The sequence below is a fragment of the Microbacterium sp. NPDC055312 genome (assembly GCF_053645675.1).
The window spans coordinates 354,812-377,115 of record NZ_JBSHMU010000003.1 but is presented as its reverse complement, the minus strand read 5'-3'; the positions used below and the strand labels follow the sequence as shown (position 1 = coordinate 377,115).

Here is a 22,304-nt window from a genome sequence, read left to right as displayed (position 1 = left end):
GGCGCAGGCGGCATCCGGCGCCCGGCGCATCCGACGTAGGCGAACACACCGACGTAGGCCGATCCGCCGGATATCCGCCTACCTGCCGGTGTTCACCTACCTCCGGCGCGGCGCGACAGCGCACGGGCGAGGGCGAGGGGACGGGATGCCGATTTGCTCGTCCCGGCAGCCGGCCGTGCTCCGTCCGCATCTGGTATCCCGGCACGGCACGGCGCGACGCATCCAACGCATCCGACGTAGGCGAACACGCCGACGTAGGCCGATCCGCCGGATTTTCGCCTACCTCCGCGGGTTCGCCTACCTCCAGCGCAGCGCGAGTCACGACGGCGCAAGGCCACTCACCGGCACGCCGCAGCCGCCAGCAGTGCGCCGTCTGCATCTGCCGTCCCGGCGCCACGACGCATCCAGCCGCATCCGGCGCATCCGGCGCATCCGGCGCATCCGGCGCATCCAACGCATCCAACGCATCCAACGCATCCAACGCAACGCATCCAACGCAGGCGAACACACCGACGTAAGCCGATCCGCCAGATTTCCGCCTACCTGCCCGTGTTCGCCTACCCCAGCGCGGCGTCGCCGAGCAGCCGCGCCGAGGCCTGCGCCGCCTGTCGCCGCGCGACAGGCACTCACCTCACGGTTCGGAGAGGCGCGCGAGCAGCTCGGTCAGCAGCGCCTCGGCCACCGGCCGCGGAGCCCGCTCGATCAGTGCCATGAGCATGGCCATCGGCTGATCCGCCGACACCGACCCCGCGCCGGCGAGCCGCAGCAGCCGCCACGCCGCGGCGGGACCGGGAACACGCCCGCCCTCGCCGTAACCCAGCATTCGCAGCGCCGCCAGCATCATCTTCGGGTCGGCGGCGGGCCGGCCGCGCACCTCGTCGGCGGCCTCCGCGAGTGCCCGGGTGAACTCGCCCACCTGCGGCTCGAGCACGGGAGTCAGCGTGAGGTGGGCGCTGTGCGCGATGCGCACCCCGTTGGTCTGCACGAGTCCCGGCTGCGGCTGGATCTTCCATCCATGCGCCACCAGCGCGTCGGCAAGGCGGTGCGGGTCCACGCGCTCGGACGTGGGCAATGCGGCGTCCGAGCCGAGCGCGATCGCCGGCCCGGACGGGTCGCCGATCACCCGCAGACCCGTGATGCCGTCGACCGCGGCCCTGACGGCGAGCGCGACCCGGTGGATCGAGCCCGTGAGACGCCGGTACCCGTCGTCTCCGAGATGCTGGGTGATCGCCCACGCCGCCGCGAGCGGAGACGCCGAACGCGAACCGAGCAGAGTCGGATTCACGACGGGATAGCCCGCCCAGCCGGTCGTGGCGAAGAACTGCGCGCGGTGGCGGCGCCGTCCGCGCTGCAGCAGCACCGATACGCCCTTGGGCGCGTAGCCGAACTTGTGCAGGTCGGCCGAGATGCTCGTGACCCCGTGCACCCGGAAGTCCCATGCGGCAAGTCCCGGCCACCACGGCAGCACGAATCCGCCGAAGCAGGAGTCGACATGGCACGAGATGCCCCGAGCGGATGCCGCGGCCGCGACCTCCGCGATCGGATCGAGCATGCCGGTGGGGTACGACGGCGCCGACACGACGACGAGGGCGACGTCGTCGTCGAGCCGGTCGATCAGATCGGATGCCGCGACCACCCCGTCCGGCGAGCACGGCACGGCGTCGAACTCGAGGTCGAACAGCTGCGCCGCCTTGATGAACGCGGCGTGCGCGGTGGCCGGTGCCACGAGCCGCGGACGGCCGACCGACCCGGCATGAGCGCGTCGCCATAGATCGCGTGCCGTCTTCACGGCGAGCAGGCAGCTCTCCGTTCCGCCGCTGGTGACGGTGCCGACGACGGATCGGCCGCCGTGCAGCATCTGGCGGGTGAAGCCGATCACGTCGCGCTCCATCGCTGCGATCGACGGGAACACCGTGGGGTCGAGGCCGTTCAGCGGTCGCGCGAGACGGGCGGCGGCGTCGGCCAGCTCGTCGAGTTCACCCAGACCCGAGTCGTACACGTACGACAGCACGCGGCCCCCGTGCGTGGGCGCGTCGGCGGCGCGCATTCGACGCAGCCGATCGAGGATGTCGCTCACGCAGACGTCCCGATGATGTCGTGCTCCCGCAGCCGGTAGCGGGCGAGGGCGATGAGACTGAGCAGCATGAGCGCTGCGGGCAGCAGGCTGAACGCCACGGCGATCCCGGCCACGGCCGCACCCGGCTGCGCGACCTCGACCGTGGCCGTCGTCTCGATGTAGCCGGTCACCGCGAGCACGATCGACAGCACGGTCGCGCCGAGGGCCATCCCCGTCGTCTCGCCCGCCGTCCACACGCCGCTGAAGACGCCGGAACGATTGTCGCGGCCGCCGGCGGTGCGATCATGCGCGATGACGTCGGGCAGCATCGCCATCGGCAGCGTCTGCATGCCGGCGTACGCCGCGCCGGCGAGAGCGACCGGCGCGAGGATCCACCATCCGGGCATCCAGACCATCAGCCCGAGCACCACTGTGGCGGCGAGGAACATCGTGCTCGCGATCCGGAACGCGCGCTCCTTGCCCACGCGGTCGGCGACGAGCTTCCACACCGGCGCCATCAGCAGGGCCGGAGCGATCAGCGCGACGAACAGCGGCGTCACGGCGCCCTCATCTCCCAGCACCCAGCGCGCCACGAACTGCGCCGCGGCGAGCATGAGCCCCGTCGCGAGTCCCTGCAGCATGAACGTGCCGAGCAGCACACGGAACGGCTGACTCTCGCGCAGCGCGTCGATCCCGTCGCGGTAGTGCATCGCGATCGACGCGCCGGGCCACACCGGCAGCATCGGGCGGGTGGGGGCGACGGTCGAGGCGACGAGCAGCCCCACGCCGAGCAGCACGGCGGCCACCGCCGCCATCACGAGGTAGCCGAGCAGCGGGTCGTCGTCGAACATGCCGCGGATCTCGGGACCGCCCGCACCGAACAGCAGGATCGCCACGGTCAGCACGACCACGCGCCAGGTGAGCAGTCGCGTGCGCTCGCGATAGTCGTCGGTCAGCTCGGCGGGCAGCGCGATGTACGGCACCTGGAAGAGACTGAAGCATGTCGCTGCGAGCATGAACGCGACGAGCACCCAGATGGCGGACGCCACCGGACCGATTCCCGCGGGCACGGCGAAGGTCAGCACGAACGCGATCGGCAGCCCGATCGACCCGATCAGCATGAGCCCGCGACGCGATCCCGAGCGCGCGAGTGCCGTGTCGCTGAGCCCGCCGATGACCGGGTCGATCAGCACGTCCCACACCTTGGCGCCGGTGACGATCGCGCCGGCGGCGAGCGCCGTCACGCCCAGCGAGTCGGTGAGGTAGTAGACCAGCACGAGGCCGGGCAGCGTGGAGAATCCCCCGGTGCCGAGCGAGCCGATGGCGTAGCGGGTGATCTGTCCGCGAGTGAGCGTGTTCGACGCTGAGCGCATGCGGCTCACTCTAGTGGTGGGCCGCGGCGCGAGTCCGGCGCGACCGCGCCCTGATCCGGTGCAGGAGAACACGCGAGCGCAGGATCGGAAAGCGGATGCCGGTCCTGCGTCCGGTCGATGTCCTACGTCCGGGGCGGTGGCGGATCCGGTCAGCCGGCCCGGCGTCACAACGGATGTTCAGGCGGCGTAGCGGCCGGACGCGACGGCCTTCGCGCGGGCCTTGGCCGCCTCCTCCTCCCGGTTCTTCGGGGGCCGGGTCGTGACCAGGTCGTCGAGCAGATGCCTGGTCGCGTGCGCGATCTCGGCGACAGCGCGGTCGAAGGCCTCCTGGTTGGCCTTCGAGGGCTTCGTCGTGCCGGCGATCTTGCGCACGTACTGCAGGGCTGCGGCGTGCACCTCGTCAGCGGTCGCCGCCGGCTCGAAGTTGTGGAGGGTGTGGATGCTGCGGCACATGCCGTTCACGGTACGCCCGAGTCCGCACATGCGGAAGGGGGCGGATGCCGTGGCATCCGCCCCCTTCCATCAGACGAGCCGCGACCCGCGGGATGAGGTTTCGACTCGCTTCGCTCGCTCAACCCGAGCCGAACCGCGTCAAGTCCGCTTCGCGGCCGTGACCCGCCTTCGGCTCACTTCTTGTAGTTGGGTGCCTCCACGACGATCTGCACGTCGTGCGGGTGCGACTCCTTCAGTCCGGCCGCGGTGATGCGCACGAAACGGCCGCGGGCCTTGAGCTCGTCGATGGTGCGGGCGCCGACGTAGAACATCGACTGACGCAGACCGCCCATCAGCTGGTACGCGACGGCCGAGAGCGGCCCGCGGTACGGCACCTGCCCCTCGATGCCCTCGGGGATCAGCTTGTCGTCGCTGGGGACGTCGGCCTGGAAGTAGCGGTCCTTCGAGTACGAGGTCTGCTTGCCGCGGGTCTGCATCGCGCCCAGCGAGCCCATGCCGCGGTACTGCTTGAACTGCTTGCCCGACTGGAAGACGATCTCGCCCGGCGACTCGTCGGTGCCGGCGAGCAGCGAGCCGAGCATGACGGCGTCGGCGCCGGCGACGAGCGCCTTCGCGATGTCGCCGGAGTACTGCAGACCGCCGTCGGCGATCACGGGCACACCGGCAGGGCCGGCGGCGAGCGAGGCCTCGTACACCGCGGTCACCTGCGGCACGCCGACGCCGGCGACGACGCGCGTGGTGCAGATCGAGCCCGGGCCCACGCCGACCTTGACGGCGTCGACCCCGGCGTCCACGAGAGCCTGCGCGCCCTCGCGGGTCGCGACGTTGCCGCCGATGATGTCGATGTGCTCGAAGCTCGTGTCGGCCTTGAGCCGCTTCACGAGCTCGATGACGCCCTGCGACTGGCCGTTGGCCGTGTCGACGACGAGGATGTCGACTCCGGCATCCCGCAGCGCCTCGGCGCGCTCCCACGCGTCGCCGAAGAAGCCGATCGCAGCTCCCACGCGCAGACGACCCTGGTCGTCCTTGGTGGCGAGGGGGTACTTCTCGCTCTTGTCGAAGTCCTTGATGGTGATGAGGCCGGCGAGCGTCCCGTCGGCGTCGATCAGCGGCAGCTTCTCGACGCGGTGTTTCGCGAACAGGGCGATCACCTCGCCGGCGGCGACGCCGACCGGGGCGGTGACGAGGTTCTCGCTCGTCATGACGTCTTTGACGAGCGTGGTCTGACGCTCGAAGCCCGACACGAAGCGCATGTCGCGGTTGGTGATGATGCCCACCAGGTGCCCGGCCTCATCGACGACCGGCAGACCGGAGATGCGGTAGCGCGCGCACAGGTTGTCGACCTCTTCGACCGTCGCGTCGGGAGTCGTGGTGATCGGGTCGGTGATCATGCCCGACTCGCTGCGCTTGACGCGGTCGACCTGCGACGCCTGATCAGCGATCGACAGGTTGCGATGCAGGATGCCGATCCCGCCCTCACGCGCCATCGCGATCGCCATGCGCGCCTCGGTCACGGTGTCCATCGCGCTGGAGAGCAGCGGGGTGGCCACCGAGATGCGCCGCGTGATCCGCGACGAGGTGTCGGCCTCGCTGGGGATGACGTCGGTGTGCCCGGGAAGGAGAAGCACGTCATCGTAGGTGAGTCCGACGAAACCGAACGGGTCGTGCTGCTGCATGGAAGCGTGCTCCTCTGCGCCGGAGGCGCGATCGAATGGCGAGTGCGCGGGGACGTCTGCGACCGGAGGTGGCGTGACCCGCGGTGTATAGATTCTAAGCGCGCCGCAGCCCGTGTTATTCCGAGAACACCGAGAACGCCTGGCGCGGACACTCCCGACATTCCGATCAGGACACGGATGCTGTGCTCGGTGCCGACGAGGGGATACGCTCAGTGCGACGTCCAAGCGGAGCGACGACCCGAAGTCGCTCGATGCACTCGATGTGGAGGATGCGTGGGACTCAGAACTGTGGCGCTTCAGCGCCCCCGGAACGGTGTGCTCGCGTTGCTCGCGACGCTGCTCGCCGCCTTCCTCGTCTTCGGCGCGCCGGCCGGTGCCGCGCACGCGGAGACGACACCGGACGGCCAGGAGGTCACCGACTTCTACTTCGCCGGCAACATCACCTACGACGACGAGCCGATCGAAGGCGTCGGACTGTCGGTGAAGGGTGGCGGCTTCGAGGGCAAGACCAAGACCGACGCCGAAGGCAAGTGGCGACTGTACGTGCCCGAGAAGGACAAGTACACGATCGCGGTCGACGAGGACACCCTTCCGGAGGGCGTGATCGTCGATGCCGAGAACCTGCCCGACGGCGTCGCGCCGGTGGCCGGCACGAGCGGCGAGTTCGAGGCGGAGTTCGGCCTGACCGGCACGAAGATCGTCAACCTGTTCCTCGGTGAGGGCGAGCGCATCACGGTGTCGCTGCTCGACCAGCTGCTCTCGCGCCTCGTGGGCGGTCTGAACTTCGGGCTTCTGCTGGCACTGGCATCCATGGGGGCGGCGCTCATCTACGGCACCACCCGACTGTCGAACTTCGCGCACGCCGAGATGGTGACGTGGGGCGGCCTGGTCGCGCTGGTGACGACGACGGTGTGGCAGGCGCCCCTCTGGGCCGGCATCATCGCCGCGGTGATCGCGGGCGGACTGCTGGGCTGGGGAATGGATGCAGCCCTGTGGCGTCCGCTCCGCCGCCGCGGCCTCGGCGTCGTGCAGCTCATGATCGTGAGCATCGGCCTCTCGCTGGCGCTGCGGTACCTGTTCCAGTACCTCATCGGCGGCGGCACCCGCCAGCTGCCCGGCTCGAGCCCCGCGCCCGTCCAGTTCGGCCCGGTCTCGCTGTCGTACATCGACCTCGTCGCGATGGGCGTGAGCATCGTCGTCATCCTCGCCGTCGCGTGGTTCCTCACCCGCACGCGCATCGGCAAGGCGACCCGGGCCATCTCCGACAACCCGCAGCTGGCGGCGGCCTCGGGCATCGACGTCGACCGGGTGATCCGCTACGTCTGGATCCTGTCGGGTCTGCTGGCTGCCATCTCGGGCATCCTGTGGGCGTACTTCCGCCCCGGCGTGAAGTGGGACATGGGCATGCAGATGCTGCTGCTCATCTTCGCCGCGATCACCCTCGGCGGTCTCGGCACCGCGTTCGGCGCTCTGGTCGGCTCGCTCATCGTCGGCATGGCGGTCGAGGTGTCGACGCTGTGGATCCCGTCGGACCTGAAGTACGCGAGCGCGCTCGTCGTGCTCATCGTGATCCTGCTGGTCAGGCCGCAGGGTCTGCTCGGACGCAAGGAAAGGCTGGGCTGACATGGATTTCGGAAGCATCTTCTCCAACACGGCCGTCTACCTGTTCAGCCCTGTCACGATCGCGTACGCGCTGGCCGCGACCGGCCTGGCGGTGCACTTCGGCTACGCCGGCCTGCTGAACTTCGGCATGGCGGCTTTCATGGCGGTGGGCGGCTACGGCTACGCGATCTCGGTGCTCAGCTTCGGACTGCCGTGGTGGGTGGGCATGCTGATCGGCCTGCTCGGCGGAGCGCTGTTCGCGGTGCTGCTCGGCATCCCGACGCTGCGCCTGCGCGCCGACTATCTCGCCATCGCGACCATCGCGGCGGGCGAGATCGTGCGTCTGCTGTTCACCACCCAGGTCTTCGACGAGTGGACGAACTCGGCCGACGGGCTCGCGCAGTACAACGGCGGCTTCCGCGACGCGAACCCGTTCCCCGACGGCACCTACGGGTTCGGTCCGTGGACGTACACGGCGAACGACCTGTGGAACCGCGTGTTCGGCGTGGTGCTGCTGGGCGTCGCCGTGCTGCTGGTCTGGGCGCTCATGCGCAGCCCCTGGGGCCGGGTGCTCAAGGGCATCCGCGAGGACGAGGACGCCGTGCGCTCGCTCGGCAAGAACGTGTTCGCCTACAAGATGCAGGCGCTCGTGGTCGGCGGCGTGATCGGCGCTGCGGGCGGCATCGTCTTCGTGCTCCCCTCGGCCGTCGTGCCGGGCAGCTACACGACCTCGCTGACCTTCTTCCTGTGGACGATCCTGCTGCTCGGCGGCGCCGCGACGGTCTTCGGCCCGACGTTGGGCGCGATCCTCTTCTGGGTCGTCTTCGCGTTCCTCGCCAACCTGCTGCCGAGCATGGCCCGCACCGGCATCCTGCCGATGTCGTCGAGCCAGGCGTCGACCCTCGTGTTCATCTTCGTGGGTGTGGCGCTGATGCTGCTCGTGATCTTCCGCCCGCAGGGCATCCTCGGAGACAAGAGGGAGATGACCTTTGTCAAGTGAGAACACCCCCGAGAAGGTTCCCGGCGCCGATGCGGCACCGGTGACCGGCAGCGTCCGACGGCCGAAGACCACCGGACTGGCGAAGGGACCGGCCGCGCCCGGCGTGGCGAAGGTCGACCCGATCCTGATCGTGGATGCCGTCGAGCGGCACTTCGGCGGACTGACCGCGGTGAACGTCGAGCACGTCGAGGTGCCGCGGGGCGCCATCACCGCGCTGATCGGCCCGAACGGTGCGGGCAAGACGACGCTGTTCAACCTGCTCTGCGGCTTCGACAAGCCGAACAGCGGCACGTGGAGCTTCGACGGGAAGAACCTGTCGGGCATCCCCTCCTTCAAGGTGGCCCGGATGGGCCAGGTGCGCACCTTCCAGCTCACCAAGTCGCTGTCGCTGCTGACGGTGCTCGAGAACATGAAGCTCGGCGCCACGAAGCAGCGCGGCGAGGGCTTCTGGACGAGCCTGATCCCGGCGCTCTGGCGCCGGCAGGAGGCGGAGATCGAAGAGCGCGCCCGCGAGCTGCTGCGCCGTTTCAAGCTCGACGCCAAGGAGAAGGATTTCGCGGCCTCGCTGTCGGGCGGGCAGCGCAAGCTGCTCGAGATGGCCCGCGCGCTGATGAGCGATCCGCAGCTGGTCATGCTCGACGAGCCGATGGCCGGCGTGAACCCGGCTCTCACGCAGTCGCTGCTGGATCACATCCTCGATCTGAAGGAGCAGGGCATGACCGTGCTCTTCGTCGAGCACGACATGCACATGGTGCGCCACATCGCCGACTGGGTCATCGTCATGGCCGAGGGTCGCGTCGTCGCCGAGGGGCCGCCGGAGACCGTCATGGACGATCCCGCCGTCGTCGACGCGTACCTCGGCGCGCATCAGGACGTCGACCTGGGAGTGGTCACCGGCCGCATCCCGGTGATGCCGGGCGATGTCTCGGATGCCGCAGCCGCGCGCATCCGGGAGAAGATCGAGGCGGAGGCCGAAGCCGAGCTGGACGCCGCTGCGGAAGAGGAGCAGAGATGACCGACCCTTCGACGAGCACGCCGGCATCGGACGACACGCCGGCATCGGACGACCGCCGTGTGGTGGTCGAGCTGAAGGACGTGCACGCGGGCTACCTGCCCGGGGTGAACATCCTCAACGGCGCCAACCTCGTCGCCCGTCAGGGCGAGCTGATCGGCATCATCGGCCCGAACGGCGCCGGCAAGTCGACGCTGCTCAAGGCGATCTTCGGCATGGTGAACGTGCGACAGGGCGACATCACGGTCAACGGCGAGAGCATCGTCGGTCTCAAGGCCGACAAGCTCGTCAAGCGCGGTGTGGCCTTCGTGCCGCAGACGAACAACGTCTTCCCCTCGCTGACGATCGCCGAGAACCTTCAGATGGGCCTGTACCAGAACCCGAAGATCTACGCCGAGCGTCTCGAATTCGTCAGCGGCATCTTCGCCGAGCTGGGCAAGCGCCTGAATCAGCGGGCCGGCTCGCTGTCGGGTGGTGAGCGCCAGATGGTCGCGATGTCGCGCGCGCTGATGATGGACCCGTCGGTGCTGCTGCTCGACGAGCCCTCGGCCGGCCTCTCCCCCGTGCGGCAGGACGACGCGTTCATCCGTGTCTCGGACATCAACAAAGCCGGTGTGACGACCGTCATGGTCGAGCAGAACGCGCGTCGCTGCCTGCAGATCTGCGACCGCGGATACGTGCTCGACCAGGGCCGCGACGCCTACGAGGGCACCGGCCGCGACCTGCTGAACGACCCGAAGGTGATCGGCCTGTATCTCGGCACCCTGGGCCAGGACGCCGCCTGACGCGACCGATGAGGGGGTGGATGCCCGGCATCCACCCCCTCATCCATGCCCGCCCGACGCTTCGGGCGTGAAGAAGGCCCCGGATGCGAGCATCCGGGGCCTTCCGTGTGAGCGGTGTCAGTTGGTGCGCTCGATGGTGTTGTCGGCCTTGTACTTGTAGATGCCGATCGTGGCGCCCTGCGGGTCGCCTGCCTCGTCGAAGGTCACCTCGCCGGAGTAGCCGTCGTAGTCGGCGGTGCCTCCGTCGTTGATGATCTTGGCGCACTCGGCGAACGAGGTGCACTTCTTGCCGTCGCCCGAGCCGCCCGAGATCTCCTGCATCTTGGCAGCGATGTCGGCGCCCTCGGTCGAGCCGGCGGCGAGCGACGCGAGTGCCACCAGGACGGCTGCGTCGTAGGCCTCACCGGCGTAGGTGAAGTCCTTCACCTCGGGGTTGCCCTCGCCGGTCCAGTACGTCTGCAGGCGCTCGACGAAGTCGTCTTCGAGAACCGGGCCGGCCTTGGTGCCCTGCGCGCCCTCGAGCGACACGGGCATCTCGTCACCGTAGTCAGACAGGTTTCCGTCGACCATGTAGAACTTGTCGGCGGTGATGCCGGCGTTCACCAGCAGCGGGCCGATCGTCTTGAACTGGTCGAACGACACGATCGCCACGGCGTCGGGGTTCTGCGCCTTGATCGTCTCGACCTGGGCGTCGAACTGCGCGTCGCCGACGTTGTACGACGCCTCGGCGACGACCTTGCCGCCGGCGTTCTCGAACGTCTCCTTGATGGCGGCGTCGAGGCCGGTGCCGTAGGCGTCGTTCTGGTAGATGATGCCGAGCGTCTTGCGGTTGTCCTCGGCGATCAGGTTGCCGAGCACCTCGCCCTGCAGCAGGTCGCTGGGCGCGGTGCGGAAGTAGAGTCCCTTGTCGTCCCAATCGGTGAAGTCGGGGCCGGTGTTCGACGCCGAGATCTGCAGGATGCCCGCGTTGACGTTGCCGTCGAGGATCAGTCGCGAGACACCGGATGCCGCGGCGCCGATCATCGCGGTCACGCCCGCGCCCTGCAGCTTGGTGATCGAGGTCTCGTACGCCTTGGTGTCGGTGTCACCCTCGTCTTCGGCGGTGAGCTCGACCTTGATGCCGGCGTTCGCCTCGTTGATCTCCTTGACCGCCAGGCCGACGCCGGACTCCATCGGCGGGCCGAGGAACGCGAGCGAGCCGGTCTGCGGCAGCAGCGATCCGAGCTTCAGGGTGAGGTCGCCGGCCGGCTTGTCGCCGCCGCCGTTGTCGTTGTCGTTGGGCGTGCTGCTGCAGCCCGCGATGATCAGTGCGGAGGCGCTGACCATCGCAGCCGCCGCGAAGATCCTCGCGGAGCGCGAGCCCTTCATTGCGTTCATGTTGCTCCCTTGCGTAACTGAACGTGGGTTTCCACTTCGGGTGATCTCACCTTATTGGTTCGCCTGCACGGGTTCTGTCTCGGTCGCCTAACGATCGGCACGTCGCGGGCGGCCGCCGTTCAGACGAGGTCGACGGGCGCGGCCGTGCGTGTGCGGCGGCCGTGCAGCAGCAGGTCGGCGACGAACACGGCGATCGCGATCCAGACGATGATGAAGCCGATCCAGCGCTCGAACGGCATGGGCTCACCGAGCAGCGCCCAGCCCACGATGAACTGCATGACCGGGGTGATGAACTGCAGCATCCCGACCAGGCTCAGGTCGATCCGCCGGGTGCCCGCGGCGAACAGCAGCAGCGGCACGGCGGTGGCGATGCCGGCGCCCGCGACGAGCAGCGTGTGCAGCGGCGAGACCTGACCGAACGTGATGCCGTCGGTCTGTCCGACGACGATGAGCGTGACGACCGCGATCGGAATCAGCCAGAACGACTCGAGCGTGAGTCCGCTCGTGGCATCCACCGCCGCACCGATCTGCTTCTTCACGAGCCCGTAGATGCCGAACGACGCGGTGAGGGTCAGCGCGATCCACGGGAACGCCCGGTAGGCGATCACGATCACGACCACGGCGAGCGCGGCGACCCCGATCGCGATCCACTGCAGCCGGCGCACCCGCTCGCGCAGCACGAAGACCCCGAGCAGCACCGTGAAGATCGGGTTGATGAAGTACCCGAGGCTCGTCTCGATCACGTGCCCCGTGAGCGTGCCGATGAGGAACGCCTGCCAGTTGACGTAGATGAGCACTCCGGCCAAGGCCGTCCAACCCAGCAGCCGCGGCTGACGGACGATGGCGATGAACGCCGGCCATCCCCGCATGATCGTGAGCAGCAGGCAGCAGAACACGAATGACAGCAGCACCCGCCACGCGACGACCTCCCACGGTCCGGTGGGAGCGAGCGCGAGGAAGTACAGCGGCAGCGCGCCCCAGAGCAGATAGGCGCCGATCGTGTAGGCGATCCCGCCGCGTGCCGCGTGCGCGACTCCGGCAGCGCGAGCGGGCGGTTCAGAGGTCACCTGAGAACCCTATTCCGCCTCGAGCCGTCGGCGCGATTCGCTGACCGGCCGACGCGCGCGCGCCACCCGCCCATCCGAGTAGATCACCCTTTCGCTCGGTCGAGGATCGGCCTATAGTGAGCCGCATCCAAGGGATGGATACTGGGGAAAATCGGCGGTACTGATGGGCGAGTTCGTACTCGCGCTCGACGTAGGCACGACCAGTGTGAGAACGGTCATCGCCGGCGCCGCAGCGCACGAGGAATTGCAGGTGGCACCACTCGCGGTGGAAGGCGAGCGCGCCGACATCCCGCTGCTCGCGTTCATCACCGAGGACGGCGACGCGATCTTCGGCACCGAAGCCGTGCAGCACGGACGCGATCGGCCCGAGCGGCTCGTGCAGGGATTCACGCGCGGTATCGGGGATGCGGTTCCCCTCGTCGTGAGCGGCTTCACCATCGGCGCCGAGGATCTGCTCGCGCGGATGGTGCTGTGGATCGCCGGCACCGTGGCTGCCGAGCGGGGCGCGCCCGCTGCGGCGATCGTCCTCGTGCATCCGACGTCGTGGTGGGGTCATCGAGCGGATGCCATGCAGGCGAGCCTGCGCGAACTCGACCTGGACGTGACCCTCGTGCCTGCCGCCCCGGTGGTGGCGCAGCGGCACGCGAGCACCGATGCGCGTGCGCACACGATCTGCGTCTACGACCTCGGCGGCACGGCCTTCGAGGCCACGCTGCTGCGAGGCGGACGGGTGCTCGGCCCGCCCCAGGTGAGCGACATCGGCGGAGTCGACATCGATTCCGCCCTGCTGCAGCACGTGCTCGGGATGCTCCCGCAGAGCTCCGCGACCGACGGCACGCGCTCCGAGCTGCTCGCGGCACGTCAGGCGGTGATCGACGCGAAGGAGAGGCTCTCGTACAGCTCCGACGTGTCGCTGCCGGTCTCGCTCGGCGGGCAGGGCGCCTCGGTGCGCGTCACCCGATCCGAGCTCGAGGGCATGGCGGCGGGACCCGTCGCGCGGACGGTGGAAGTGGTGGAGCAGGCGCTGGAGGCCGAGCGCCTGTCGGTCGCCGACCTCGATGAGGTCATCCTGATCGGCGGCTGCGCACGTGTCCCCCTGGTCGCCGAGATGCTGTCGGCACGGCTGGATGTACCGCTCATCGTTCCCTGCGACCCGGGGCTCGCAGCTGCCATGGCCGCTGCGATCCGATCATGGGAGAGCCTGCAGGCGGAGCATGCGGTCCTCGTGCCGCCGGCCCCCGAACCGTCCTCTGTTCGCCAGGCTGTGCGCCGGCGCCCGCTGCGCGTGCACATCCCCTACGGTGCAGCGGCCACCCTGGCCGCAGGGGCGGTGATCGTCGCCGCCGGCATCGTCTTCGCCGCGACGACGCCGCTCGGCAGCGGTTCGGACAGTGCCAGGGGTGCCGCCGACGACGCCTCATCCGGTGGCGGAGCGGTCTCGGTGCTGCGACCGGCATCCGGATACTCCGTCGCAGCCGCCTCGAAAGCCGCCGTCGAGCCGAGCACTCCAGAGAAGAAGAAGGAGAGCGCCCCCTTCGCGTCGGACGGATCGTCGGATGTCGACCCCCGCAAGCCTGCGGCGCCCGCGCCCCGCAGCGGATCGGCCGTCGATCGGCCGTCATCCGGCGCGCGCGACGGCTCGACCCGGCCGAACTCGTCGACCGCCCCGTCCACGCCGCTCGGCGGAACGGCCTCGTCGACGCCGCCGGCCGAGACGCCGACCACACCGTCGGCGGGCCCGGAGCCGACACCCGAGCCGACACCCGAACCCACGCCCGAGCCCACGCCGGAGCCGACACCTGAGCCCACGCCGGAGCCGACGCCTGAGCCCACACCGGAACCGGCATCCGAGCCCACGCCCGAACCGGCTCCCGGCCCTGAGCCGGCCGCGACGCCTGCCTCCACCGCCGCCCCGGAGACCAGCGCCGATACGGCACCGGAGCCGCAGACGCAGTCGTCGCAGACGGCATCCGACCCGTCAGCCGAGACCGCTGCCCTCTGATCCGAGACCGGTGCCCCGATCATGACCCCGTCCACTGCCACACTCGACGACCCGGATCGGGTCGTCCCGCCGATCAGCTGGGACCGTCAGATGGGCGCGGCCCGCGGTGCGATCGGCCGCCGCACCCCTCGTGCGGCGCTGATCGGAACGGCAGGCGCGGGTAAGTCGAGCGGTCTGCAGCAGCTGTACGAGCTGTTCACCCGGCAGGCCCGAGACGTGCGGATGCTGCACGAGAGCTCACCGGAGGTCGCCGATGTCCCCGCGCAGCACATCCTGCTCGTCGACGACGCGCATCTGCTCTCGGACACGCAGCTGCGGCATCTGGGCGAGCGTGCGGACGACCCGGACGCGGCGCTCATCGTCGCGCACCGTCCCTGGCCCGCGAAGCCCGCCCTGCGCGCCATCACCGCGCGCCTCGAGCAGCACGCGCCGGCGATCGTGCTCGGTCATGTCACCCGAGCCGACATCCTCGACCATCTCGACGCCCGAGGACAGCGACTGCCCGAGCGGTGCGTCGAGCACATCGTGCGCACGACCCGCGGCGTGGCCTGGCTCGCGGCGGCCGCCGTGCAGCATCACGACTCGCGGGACTGCGCGCACGATCGCGATCACGCGGGCCTGGACGGCTCGGTCGCAGAGCTGATCATGCACCGCCTGGACTCGATCGACGACGCTCTGCGACTGAAGATCGAGGAGGTGTGCATCGCGGCCCCCGGCGCCATCCACACCGCGGCCGGCGAGCCCGACGACTGGGTGCTGCAGGGGTACGCGCACGGACTGCTGGTGCGCAGCGGCGAAGCCGCCCCGATCGTGCGCACCGCGGTGCGGCAGGCGCTGCCGACACGGCGCCTCATCGACCTGTGCATCCGACATCCCGAATCCCTTCGCGACCCCGACGGGCTGCCTGCCCTGCGGGACTCGCGAGTCGCCGAGGCGCTCGTCTCGACCGCGGATCGGATGCTGCCCCGGGATCCTCGACAGGCCTCCGCGCTCTACACCGCGGCGATCCGCTCCGGCGCACCGGAGCTCCCCCTCGCGGCGCGCCGCGCCGGCGCCGCCTGGTCGAGCGGCGACCTCGACGAGGCGTCGGCCGCCGTCGAGCACGCGATCGCATTCTCCGCGGACACCGTGCCGACCCAGGTCAGTGCGGTCGCCGCGGCCGCCTGGTCGGCGCGCGCCATGATGCGCGAGGCGCACCGCGTGCACCAGGTGGTTCCGCCCGCAGACGAGGTGACGCTCGCGAACGCCACCATCGCCGCCCTCGGCATCGGCGAGGCGACCCCTCCCGCCCCGACGATGCCGCCCGCACTGCCCACCGCGATGGGCGTGTCCGCGGCGCTGCTGCGCAGCGGTCTGCAGGCGACGACGGGCCCGGAGGCGGCGGAGTCGGCGCTGGCCGATCTGGTGCGCTCGTCCGAGATGTACACGAGAACCGGGCGCAGCGATGCCCTGTGCGAGCTCCCCGCGGTGGTCGCGGCGGTCGTCGCGCTGAACCTCGGCCGGCTGGTCACGGCGCAGTCCGTGTTGGAGGAGGCCATCGACGGTGACCACGGAGGTCCCTGGGCGCGCGCGCGGCTGCTGCTGTGGAGCGCCTGGGTCGCCGTGCAGCGCGCACATCCCGCCGAGGCGCGGGAGCTGCTTCAGCGCGTCGAGGCGGCAGACGTCGCGCGGCTCGCGACCCGCGACGCCCTCCTGCTTCAGGCGGTGCGCGTCGCCCTCGCCCGCAGATACGAGGACGCGTCCGGGCTGGACGCCGCCTGGCAGCGCGCGAGAGCGGTGCTGCTTCGCGCCGACATCGACCTGTACCTGCTGCATCCGATCGCAGAGCTGATCACCGCAGGCACGAGAGCCGGCGACGCGGATCGCGTCGAGCCGCAGGTGCGCGCAGCGCTGCAGATGGTCGAGAGACTGGGCAGCCCGCCGTTGTGGGCGGCGCATCTGCACTGGGCGGTCATCCAGCAGGGCATCCTGCTCAGCCGACCCGATCGGCTGACGCCGCACGCGAAGGCGCTCGTCGCCGCCGCACCGCACAGCCGAGTGGCGGCGGGGATGGCCAAAGCGGGCCGCGTCTGGACGGACGTGCTCGCCGGCTCCGTGGCGGCGGACGCGGTGATGACCGCGGCCGAGGAGTTGGCCGGGGTCGGGCTGATGTGGGATGCCGCGCGGCTCGCCGGTCACGGCGCCGCCCGCACCACCGACCGCAGGGTCGCGGCCCAGCTGCTGGCATGCGCTCGAGAGATGCACCCCACCGACGGCACCAGACGACCCGAGGCGACCACCGGCGGCGACGCGGACGCCGCCGATCGCACCGGGGCCGAGGAGGTGCTCAGCGACCGGGAGATCGAGGTCGCGCGGCTCGTACTCCAGGGCAAGACGTACGCCGAGATCGGCCAGACGATCTTCATCTCGCCACGCACCGCCGAGCACCACATCGCGCACATCCGCCGTCGTCTCGGCGCGGCCTCGCGCTCGGAGATGTTCGCGCGACTGCGCCTACTGCTCGGCGAGAACGACACGGGCGCGGGGCGCGCGACCCAACCCCCGTGAGCCCCTATGCGGGTATCGGGCCAACCCCCGATGCCTCGCGGGTTCCGCCCCGCATAGCATGCGATTCACCGATCGTTCCCGGCTGCCCGGGACCCTGGCTGCTGGGGAGCAGCGACGGCTGATCCGGCCGAAGTCGAAAGGGGCTGCAGATGACATCGCCAGTGGAGACCATCGCGGACGCGCTCATCGCGTTCATCCTGAGCCTGCTGCGCGACCCCGACGCCGCGGATGGCTTCGTCGCATCGCCCGAGGCCGCGCTGGCGCGGCACGGGCTGGAGGACGTGTGCATGGCCGACGTCGCAGCGGTCAGACCGGTCATCGTCGACCATCCGCACGTCATCAATCAGTCGACTCCCCCGCCACCCCCGCCGGCGCCGGTGGACACCCACGGCGACGGGGCCGTGCGCGAGATCGTGCGGATGATCCAGCAGTACACGACGAACATCGACGCGCGCTCGACGATTCTCGACCAGTCGGTCAATCAGAACATCTGGACGGAGGGCGGCGACGTCACCCAGGTGTTCGATCAGGCTGCCGTGGTCGCCTCCGGCGACAACGCCGTCGCCGCCGGCGGCGACGCGACCGTCGTGGATTCGGATGTCGACGTGACGATAGGCGATGTGTCGGTCGGGAACGAGACCAACACCGGCAGCTTCAACCAGACCGGCACGGACGGGACGCCCGACGACGACGTCGCACCGGACGACGTCCCCGACGAGGCTCCGCTGCCCGATCCCGCCACCGCGGACCCCGCCACGCCAGACGCCGACTCCGATGTTCCGGATGCCGCGACCGCCGCGGTCGGGACGGCCGTCGACGCCGCCGCGCAGGCGGGAGGCGAGACCCCCGTGGTCGTGCAGGAGCCCGCGCCTGCTCCTCCGGCCGACGTCCCCGAGCCCGCAGACCTGCTCGAGAGCGACATGACCGCAGGAGGCGCTGCGGATTCGAACGACTCCGACGCGGCGAGCGCAGCGCTCAACGACCAGCCTGTCGACATCCCGGTCGAGGATGACTGACGCGGCGCGGCGCTCGGATCCGGCTGCGCTGTCCCGGCAACGGGATGCCGCGGCCGGAGCGTTCACGCCGTACCGCTCGCGAGATCTGCCGGCTCGCCCACCGCTGGCGAACCCGAACGCGGCGCCGGTGGTGGTGAAGGTGCCCCCGCCGTTCTCCATCCGGGTCAGCCAGCTGCTGTGGATCGTCAGCTTCGCGCTCGGCGGGTTCACGGCGGTGTACCTGTTCGTGATCCGCAAGGATCTGCTGCCGCTGATCACCGAGTCGGCGAAGACCGTCACAGCCGGCCGCAGCGAGCAGGCGTACGAGACGGCAGCCGACATCGTGTTCTGGGTGGTGTTCGGTGCGTTGATCGCCGTGCTGCTTCTGCAGATCACTCTGCTGGTGTCATTCATGGGGCGGCGCCCTCAGGTGCGCTGGTGGCAGCTGCTCACCTTCGCCGTGCTCGCCCTGCTGGTCGTGCTCTCACCCGAGTGGGTGGCGCTGGGCTCCCAGGGAGAACCACTTCAGCCTCTTCTTGCGGCGCAGGCGGCCCTCGTGCTCCTCGCCCTGCTCAGCAGCGTCCTGCCCAAGGGCATCGCCTGGTCGGCGAGACGGGTCGACGTGCGCCGCGGGCCGGAGGGTCCGGGCGCCGCCGGACTGTGACGCCACCTCGGCGAGACTGCGCAGCACCGCGCTGATCACGTCGTGAGCGCCCCGATCCGCGGTCGGGTCGGCGCTCAGGCGGCGCCAGTGGTCGATCTGCTCGTTCACGCGACGCGAGATCTCCTCCGGCGACGCGTCGTCCGCAAGTCCGAGGCGAGCGGATGCCGTGACACCGGCGGCGCCGAGGATGAGCTCGGCCTCCTGCGCCTGCGGAGCCGGCAGCGGCAGTCCGTGCGCCCTCGCCTCGGCGAGCAGCGCGAGTTCGCGCAGCGTGTGAGCGGATGCCGTGAAGCGCTCGATCCCGGCCAGCACCTCCTCGCAGCCGGGCTTCGGCGCCCGCCGCACGAGCGCCTGCAGCTGCAGCACGACGCTGCGGGCCTTGAGCACATCCGCGCGGGGACGGAAGTGCCGCTGCACGGCGTCCTGCAGCTCGATGAGCCCGCTCTGCTGCACCAGGGCATCCGACAGCTCGGACGAGGTGGACACGCCGCCCCGGATGACGGCGGTCGCGAGACGCACCCCGAAGATGCCGAACCTGCTGAGCAGCCCGTCGCGCACCGAGACGCTGAGTCCGGTGGCCGGGCTCTCGCGCACGAATCTGTCGGCCGAGACGAGCAGACTCTCCCGCTCTCTCCGCTCGAGGCCGGCGAGCTCGCGCAGTGCGATGAACTCGCTCTCGCGCAGGGTGCGCGCCCCTTCGGCGAGCAGACCCGCGACCGGCACGACTCCGAGCGCGAGCGCGCCGAGGTCGCCGTCGCGCTCGTAGCGCAACGCGACCCGGCGGGCCGAGAGCAGCGAGTCGATGCGGCCCGATCCCACCTCGTCTGAACGCGACAGCACGGCCAGTGCGCACACGCTCGCGCCTGCTCCGGCGGCGGTGTCCCGGAAAGCCTCGAGGAACCGCACGTCCGAGCCGTGCAGGTGACGCATGAGGTACACGACGGCATCCGCCGCCGATGGCGCATCCTCGGGGGTGAGGAAGCGCGCGGTGCGGGCGGAGGTGTCGGTGGACAGCGACGCGATACCCGGCGTGTCGATCAGGATGAGCGAGGCGAGCCCCTCGAGGGGCCAGCCCACGTCGATCCACTCGATGTCCTCCGCGGTGCGCCCGCCCAGGTCGAAGGCGAGCAGTCCGCCCTCACGGCGGACGGGCATGCGTGCGGTCGTGCCGTCGCGCAGGTGCATGGTGAGTCGGGGCGTGGGCGAGTAGCGGTACCAGGTGACGACGCGAGTGCATTCGGCGGTGTCGGTCGCCGCGATCCGCTCGCCCAGCATCGCGTTGAGCAGAGTGGACTTGCCCGCTTTCACCATCCCGGCGATCGCGAGGCGCAGCGGCTCGTGCAGCCGCGCCTCGAGCTGATCCACCAGCGCGAGGGCGTCGCGATCGCCGACGTACACGGATCGCGCGGTCTGCAGCAGCTCCTCCGTGTCGGAGATGACCCCTGTCGGCATCACTCCCCCGCCTTCTCGCCGACGCTCGCCCGGGAGGCGGCGGTGAACCGGGCGACCGGCTGGTGCGCCGCCGGCATCGCCTGCGCGGCCGCCCGGGGCGGCTGACCGATCGCCGCGGGCGCCGGCGGAAGGGCGGGGATGCTCCGGCGCACGTGCTCGAGTTCGGCGAGACGCTTCTTCAGCACCAGAACGCGCTGGTCGCGAGTGGAGGTGAACCCGGATGCCGCCTGACGAGCCCGCTGCAGGGCATCCGTCAGCGAGCTGTGCAGCTCTTCTGCGAGCGCGCCGAAGTGGTCGCGTGCGGTGCGCTGCACCAGGCGCAGACGATCTTTGAGCTGCTTGCCCACCTGGAACGTGACCTCGTCGATGTAGCGCCGGACGATGATCTTGGCCTCCTGCTGGCGGCGATTCAGCCTGTTGCCCATGTCTTCGCGGTACGCCCGGCGTCCGACGAGCACCCCGGCCAGAAGCGAGAGCGGATTGATCAGGGCCATGCCGACGAGTCCGGTGACCAGACCGACCATCAGCACGCCGCCGTACGAGCCGCGCACGCCGATGTAGATCTTCTCCCCCGCGCTGAGCTGGCCCGCTTCGAGGCCGGCGATGTCCTCGACCGGGTCGAGGACGCCGCGGATGTCGGAGACGTCGCTGACGGGGATGTCGGCCTGATCCTGGCTGAAGAGCTCGGCCACCTCCTCGGACAGCCAGCGCGATCGCTCGTCGGTCCACACGAAGGTCTCCGATACGGCGGCGGTGACGCGCTGGTCCAGCCATTCGCGGATCTGATCCCAGATCGGACCGGGGTCGCCCTCGTCGATCGCGTGCTCGGCCTCGCGCTGCACCTTGCGCAGTCGATCGCGCACATCGTGCTCCATGTCGGCCACGAGGTCGGCGATGCCGTCGGTCAGCAGCACCTGCCACCGGGCGGAGCGCCCGCGGAAGTCATCCGCTCTCGCCTTCGCCGCCTCGAGCTCGGCGATCATGCGCGGCGTGTCCTCGGGGTTCAGCAGCGCGTTGAGCTCAGCACGCAGCGACATCTCCAGCTGCTCGACGACCGAGATGAGATCGTGCACGGCCCCGCGCTCGTGGATGGTCTCGGCCCGGCCGAGCACGTCCCGCCGCAGATGAGCGACGAGCGCGGGGAAGCCCGATTCGTCGTTCAGCGTACGATCCTGCAGTTCCGCGGCCAGCAGTCGCAGATCGCTCGACACCGAGAAGATCGGGATGTCCTGACTGCCGCTGAGGTGCGTGCGGTCGATCTCCTCGATGCGCCGCCATTCCGGGTACAGGTCGGTCTTGGCGAGCACCGCGGCGACGTTCGGTGAGATGCGCATGGCGTGCCGGAGGAACTGCACCTCCGGTTCGGTGTACTCCTGCGAGGCGTCCGAGACGAGCAGCACCGCGTGTGCCGACGAGAGCGCGGCGAGCGTGGCCAGCGAGTTCGACGACTCGAGGCCGCCGACTCCCGGCGAATCGACCAGCGTGAGTCCGCCGCGCAGGATCTCGCGAGGAAGCAGCACCTCGGCCGACAGGATGCCGCGCTCGTTTCCGGGGTTGCCGTGCTCGGAGACGTACTGCGCGAGGTCTTCGAGCGGTATCTGCCGGCGCTGCGGCTCGGCCGCCGCACCCGAGGGCCGCTCGATCACCCACGCCGAGGGCTGCTCGGCGTAGCCGACCGTGGTGGGAACGCTCGTGGCGACGTCGTCGTCGACGGGGCACGCGGGAGCGTTGACGAGCGCGTTGATCAGCTTGCTCTTGCCCTGTTTGAACTCGCCGACGACGATCACGCGCACCGCCGGGTCCTCCAGGCGGTGCTGTGTGCTCGCGAGTCGGGCGGCGAGGTCGCTCCGGCCCGCAGACGCGGCGAGATCGCCGACATCGTGGATGATGTCGACGATCCTCGCCTCCCCAGCTGGATGCTCTCCCGGCACGTGCGCTCCCTCCCTCGGCCCCGATGTGGATCAGGCGAACAGCCCGGGATCGGGCAGGTCTCCCGGGTCGGCCTGACCGCCGTCGAGATCTCCCCATATCTCGTCGGCGTCCAGGTGCCAATCGGATTCCGAGATGTTCGCGATCTCCTGAGTGAAGGCGTCGGCGCCGAAGGGATCGAAAAGACCCGCTTCTCCCCAGGGCGCGTCGTCCGATGGGCTGGTGGCCGGTTCGTCAGACATGGCTCTCACTCCCATCGAGTGCTCAGGAGTTTACTGGTGTGCCTGGCCGCCCACCAGAGGGACGGCCAGGCA

Annotated in this window: 16 protein-coding genes; 7 read left to right on the top strand and 9 right to left on the bottom strand. The window is 70.2% G+C overall.

The annotated features are described in order from the left end of the window. Positions 1–631: 631 nt before the first annotated feature. The 4 genes from ACWIDW_RS10340 to guaB form a co-directional block, all read right to left on the bottom strand. Positions 632–2,077 carry a pyridoxal phosphate-dependent decarboxylase family protein gene (locus ACWIDW_RS10340; RefSeq protein ID WP_454125047.1) on the bottom strand — a complete coding sequence of 482 codons (1,446 nt, stop codon included), beginning with the start codon at positions 2,075–2,077 and terminating at the stop codon, positions 632–634. After that, entirely contained in the window at positions 2,074–3,429 is a 1,356-nt protein-coding gene (locus tag ACWIDW_RS10335; RefSeq protein ID WP_454125045.1) for an MFS transporter, read from the bottom strand. Before ACWIDW_RS10335 ends, ACWIDW_RS10340 begins: the two co-directional genes overlap by 4 nt. Before the next feature lie 177 nt (positions 3,430–3,606). Beyond that, positions 3,607–3,882, bottom strand: coding sequence for a DUF2277 domain-containing protein (locus ACWIDW_RS10330; protein ID WP_454125043.1), 276 nt, complete (start codon positions 3,880–3,882; stop codon positions 3,607–3,609). Positions 3,883–4,055: 173 nt separating this feature from the next. Beyond that, the gene (gene guaB, locus ACWIDW_RS10325) at positions 4,056–5,558 is read right to left on the bottom strand and encodes an IMP dehydrogenase (protein WP_454125041.1); all 1,503 of its coding nucleotides are present in this window, start codon (positions 5,556–5,558) and stop codon (positions 4,056–4,058) included. Positions 5,559–5,831: 273 nt separating this feature from the next. Between guaB and ACWIDW_RS10320 the strand changes: the two genes are divergently transcribed. Genes ACWIDW_RS10320 through ACWIDW_RS10305 form a run of 4 tightly spaced genes read left to right on the top strand, consistent with a single transcriptional unit; the run spans position 5,832 to position 9,957 of the window. Continuing rightward, the gene (locus tag ACWIDW_RS10320) at positions 5,832–7,181 is read left to right on the top strand and encodes an ABC transporter permease subunit (RefSeq protein WP_454125039.1); all 1,350 of its coding nucleotides are present in this window, start codon (positions 5,832–5,834) and stop codon (positions 7,179–7,181) included. A gap of 1 nt (position 7,182) precedes the next feature. Continuing rightward, complete coding sequence (locus ACWIDW_RS10315) at positions 7,183–8,160, top strand: branched-chain amino acid ABC transporter permease (protein ID WP_454125037.1); 978 nt, start codon at positions 7,183–7,185, stop codon at positions 8,158–8,160. Between the two features lie 40 nt (positions 8,161–8,200). Beyond that, on the top strand, positions 8,201–9,175 hold the full coding sequence (locus tag ACWIDW_RS10310; protein ID WP_454125312.1) for an ABC transporter ATP-binding protein: 975 nt from the start codon (positions 8,201–8,203) through the stop codon (positions 9,173–9,175). Further along, a complete protein-coding gene (locus tag ACWIDW_RS10305; protein ID WP_454125035.1) occupies positions 9,172–9,957 on the top strand; it encodes an ABC transporter ATP-binding protein in 786 nt (261 codons plus the stop codon). The genes ACWIDW_RS10310 and ACWIDW_RS10305 overlap by 4 nt, the downstream gene beginning before the upstream one ends. Positions 9,958–10,074: 117 nt before the next feature. Here the strand turns inward: ACWIDW_RS10305 and ACWIDW_RS10300 are convergent, their stop codons facing one another. Continuing rightward, positions 10,075–11,334, bottom strand: coding sequence for an ABC transporter substrate-binding protein (locus tag ACWIDW_RS10300; protein WP_454125033.1), 1,260 nt, complete (start codon positions 11,332–11,334; stop codon positions 10,075–10,077). Positions 11,335–11,453: 119 nt separating this feature from the next. After that, positions 11,454–12,401 (bottom strand): EamA family transporter RarD, encoded by a 948-nt coding sequence (gene rarD, locus ACWIDW_RS10295; protein WP_454125031.1) that lies wholly within the window; start codon positions 12,399–12,401, stop codon positions 11,454–11,456. A gap of 163 nt (positions 12,402–12,564) precedes the next feature. On the opposite strand from rarD, the gene ACWIDW_RS10290 reads away from it, so the two are divergent. The 3 genes from ACWIDW_RS10290 (at position 12,565) to ACWIDW_RS10280 (ending at position 17,966) form a co-directional block, all read left to right on the top strand. Beyond that, positions 12,565–14,403, top strand: a complete 1,839-nt coding sequence (locus ACWIDW_RS10290; RefSeq protein ID WP_454125029.1) for an Hsp70 family protein — start codon at positions 12,565–12,567, stop codon at positions 14,401–14,403. Positions 14,404–14,424: 21 nt separating this feature from the next. After that, positions 14,425–16,950 carry a LuxR C-terminal-related transcriptional regulator gene (locus ACWIDW_RS10285; protein ID WP_454125027.1) on the top strand — a complete coding sequence of 842 codons (2,526 nt, stop codon included), beginning with the start codon at positions 14,425–14,427 and terminating at the stop codon, positions 16,948–16,950. Positions 16,951–17,099: 149 nt separating this feature from the next. Beyond that, positions 17,100–17,966 carry an IniB N-terminal domain-containing protein gene (locus ACWIDW_RS10280; RefSeq protein WP_454125025.1) on the top strand — a complete coding sequence of 289 codons (867 nt, stop codon included), beginning with the start codon at positions 17,100–17,102 and terminating at the stop codon, positions 17,964–17,966. A gap of 463 nt (positions 17,967–18,429) precedes the next feature. Here the strand turns inward: ACWIDW_RS10280 and ACWIDW_RS10275 are convergent, their stop codons facing one another. Genes ACWIDW_RS10275 through ACWIDW_RS10265 form a run of 3 tightly spaced genes read right to left on the bottom strand, consistent with a single transcriptional unit; the run spans position 18,430 to position 22,232 of the window. Next, the gene (locus ACWIDW_RS10275; protein ID WP_454125023.1) at positions 18,430–20,061 is read right to left on the bottom strand and encodes a dynamin family protein; all 1,632 of its coding nucleotides are present in this window, start codon (positions 20,059–20,061) and stop codon (positions 18,430–18,432) included. Further along, positions 20,061–21,992, bottom strand: coding sequence for a dynamin family protein (locus ACWIDW_RS10270; RefSeq protein ID WP_454125022.1), 1,932 nt, complete (start codon positions 21,990–21,992; stop codon positions 20,061–20,063). The genes ACWIDW_RS10275 and ACWIDW_RS10270 overlap by 1 nt, the downstream gene beginning before the upstream one ends. A gap of 30 nt (positions 21,993–22,022) precedes the next feature. Next, positions 22,023–22,232 carry a hypothetical protein gene (locus ACWIDW_RS10265; RefSeq protein ID WP_454125020.1) on the bottom strand — a complete coding sequence of 70 codons (210 nt, stop codon included), beginning with the start codon at positions 22,230–22,232 and terminating at the stop codon, positions 22,023–22,025. Positions 22,233–22,304: the final 72 nt, after the last annotated feature.